The 1,319-nt window shown below is 55.1% G+C and carries 2 protein-coding genes and 1 pseudogene; 1 reads left to right on the forward strand and 2 read right to left on the reverse strand.

Translation table 11 applies throughout. The annotated features are described in order from the left end of the window. Window positions 1-109 precede the first annotated feature (109 nt). Window positions 110-364: a hypothetical protein gene (locus tag AC1DVH_RS31240; protein WP_477757038.1), complete on the reverse strand. Its 255-nt coding sequence runs from the start codon at window positions 362-364 to the stop codon at window positions 110-112. An 83-nt stretch (window positions 365-447) separates the two neighbouring features. Here AC1DVH_RS31240 and AC1DVH_RS31245 point away from each other — a divergent pair. After that, window positions 448-702 (forward strand): annotated as a pseudogene (locus AC1DVH_RS31245) (DNA cytosine methyltransferase); the annotation flags it as partial. Window positions 703-851: 149 nt separating this feature from the next. On the opposite strand, the gene AC1DVH_RS31250 reads toward AC1DVH_RS31245, so the two are convergent. Continuing rightward, complete coding sequence (locus AC1DVH_RS31250; RefSeq protein ID WP_477757039.1) at window positions 852-1,133, reverse strand: excalibur calcium-binding domain-containing protein; 282 nt, start codon at window positions 1,131-1,133, stop codon at window positions 852-854. Window positions 1,134-1,319: the final 186 nt, after the last annotated feature.

Below are 1,319 nucleotides of genomic sequence, written 5' to 3' on the forward strand. Positions count from 1 at the left end.
GTTCAATACCGCGAAAGCAAGGCTGGAGACCGAGCTGATCAGGGCGAACACGCCGGAGCCGCAAATTGACATGTTCGCTTGAGCCACCCTCAGCTATTGCTCTGATGAATCAGCCATTGCCTCGTTCGTACCAAGCTGCAGCCCGTTCAAGAGCCAGTTGCTCTGCGTGTTTGATACTTTCAAAGGGGCCATCGATCTTACCGATCACCGTGTCGCCATCCTCGTTTACGGTCACATAAATGGAAACGGGAATCGGATCGTTGTCATTGCCCCAAGTGGGTTGAGCCATAACCTCCTTACCTTTCCCTTTGCCGCTTTCAATAGTGAGGACATTCGTCCAGGGACGATCAACTGCCAATTTCATAGTTTCTCCTTGAGCCGGCCACATGTCGGGCCGAACACAAATACCCCACTTCAACGAATCACGCCAGCCGGCGAGGATCAACAATGACTACTGCAATCGATTTGTTCGCCGGTCTCGACGGATGGTCTACCGGTGCGCGCAATGCTGGTATCGATGTAATCTGGGCCGCCAATCACTGGCCTGTCGCGGTCGAGTGGCACAGCGCTAACCACCCGGACGCCATTCACATTTGCCAGGACCTGCACCAGGCGGATTGGTCGAAGGTTCCGGCTCACGACATCATGCTGGCCTCGCCGTGTTGCCAGGGGCATTCGAAGGCGCGCGGTAAGAAGTCCGGGGGTCACCTCACCAGTCACTTCAGAAGGGGAGCTGTAAAACGCAACTGGCGAGGCGAACCGCTAAACCTTAGCTCACCCGTTCAGCTCGCCTGACGCCCCTCATCTGATTTCACAATCCACCTACCAGCCTGCCGATGAGCGGCGAATAGTCACCGGCACCACTGCGCCTCACAAGGTATCCCGTCGTGGTCTCCGTCCATTTCCATTCCTGGGCAATTTTGCAGAAAGTTTTTAGCTTCTTCGCACGAGATCATCTGCGAGCAATATTTGCGCCCATCGCATTTGACTGGAGCCGAAACAGGCTTCGGCGCAGTCACGACCGTAGAGGTTCTTTGGGGATTCGATAGCCGAGCCTCAGCCCAGGACTGAAATTCAGGGGAAAGCGTCCAAGCCAACAGACCAACAACAAGCACAACCAAAATTAGTTTCATCTTGATCCATCCATGATGAGAGACCGTTTGCGTTCTCACGTTGCCTGCTTTCCAGCGTACCCCACGAATCCATATACAGCCTGCCGGTGAACGACGGGCGAGGAATCGCTATGTCCGATTTTCAAACGGAATCCACGCCCACCGCTCGCAAGGTGCACAAATGCGGCGAATGCCACGGGCACATCG

It is taken from the genome of Pseudomonas sp. P4_C3 (assembly GCF_056402075.1).

Bases quoted from the DNA above. Each gene is read 5' to 3' on its own strand.
- AC1DVH_RS31250 (WP_477757039.1), bottom strand. From the start codon at position 1,133: ATGAAACTAATTTTGGTTGTGCTTGTTGTTGGTCTGTTGGCTTGGACG.
- AC1DVH_RS31240 (WP_477757038.1), bottom strand. From the start codon at position 364: ATGAAATTGGCAGTTGATCGTCCCTGGACGAATGTCCTCACTATTGAA.